Consider the following 1,164-nt stretch of genomic DNA (forward strand, 5'->3'; position numbering starts at 1 on the left):
CTGATCGCCCTGATCGATCCGGTGGATCGCGAGCATATCGCGTCCTTGCGGCCGACTACGGACGTCAATCCGCTTGCCTATACCGAGTACCGCATCACCCGTCCGAGCGACGGGCAGGTTCGCTGGATCGCGCGGCGAGGTGAAGTTCGGCGCAACGCGATGGGCCGCGTCGTGCTCGGCTTCGGCGTCGTCTACGACATCACCGAGAAGAAGAACGCCGAGCTTCGCCTGGAATCCAGCGAAAGCCGCCTGAGGCTCGCCATCGACGCCGGCCGCATGGCTGTCTGGCTCTATCATGTGGCCACCGACTCGGCGGAAACCTCGCCCGACCTCAATGTGCTGCTCGGCTTTGCGCCCGATGCCAGACCGAGCATGAGCGAAATTCGATCGCGATATTATCCGGGGGAACGGGACCGTCTTCGTGCCATCGCGACGACGGCGTTGGAGAAAGGCGAGCGGTACTTCGAAACGGAGTATCGCATCGTCTGGCCGGACCAATCCGTCCGCTGGCTCCTCCTTCGGGCGGAGTTCCTGATGGGACCGGACCCCCAGCCCCATCAGGTGATCGGCGTCCTCCTCGACATCACCGGCCGCAAGATGGCCGAGGAGCACCAGCAACTCCTTCTCAACGAGCTGAACCACCGGGTGAAGAACACACTCTCGACCGTCCAGTCCCTGGTGAGCCAGACCCTGCGCACGGCCACCTCGACCGCCCAGGCTCACGAGGCCGTCGAGAGCCGCCTCTTCGCGCTGTCGCGGGTGCACGATGTGCTGACGCAGGAGAACTGGGAGAGCGCACGACTGGCAGAGGTCGTCGAACGCGCATTGGATCCCTATCGCAGCTACGGCGAAGGGCGTCTCACCATCCTGGGCCACGACCGCCGCATCTCACCGCGCATCGCCCTCGCGCTGGCCATGGGTCTGCAGGAGCTGGCCACGAACGCGATGAAGTACGGTGCCTTGTCGAACGAGACGGGCGCCGTCCGTATCGACTGGAGCATCGACAATGTCGCCAGCCCGCCTCGCTTGACGTTCGAATGGCGCGAGAGCGGCGGGCCTGAGGTGACGCCTCCGTCGCTAAGGGGCTTCGGCTCACGCATGCTGGAGAAAAGCCTCGCCCGCGAACTCGACGGCAAGGTCACCCTGGCATTCGACCGGGCAGGC

At 65.1% G+C, this 1,164-nt stretch carries 1 protein-coding gene; it reads left to right on the forward strand.

Going from position 1 to position 1,164, the window contains the following annotated elements; translation table 11 throughout:
* A partial coding sequence (locus ACFE7U_RS08950) for a sensor histidine kinase (protein WP_375409375.1) occupies positions 1-1,164 on the forward strand: 1,164 nt, incomplete at both ends.

Origin of the sequence: uncultured Methylobacterium sp., from assembly GCF_964251405.1 — a bacterium.
Lineage (GTDB): Bacteria > Pseudomonadota > Alphaproteobacteria > Rhizobiales > Beijerinckiaceae > Methylobacterium.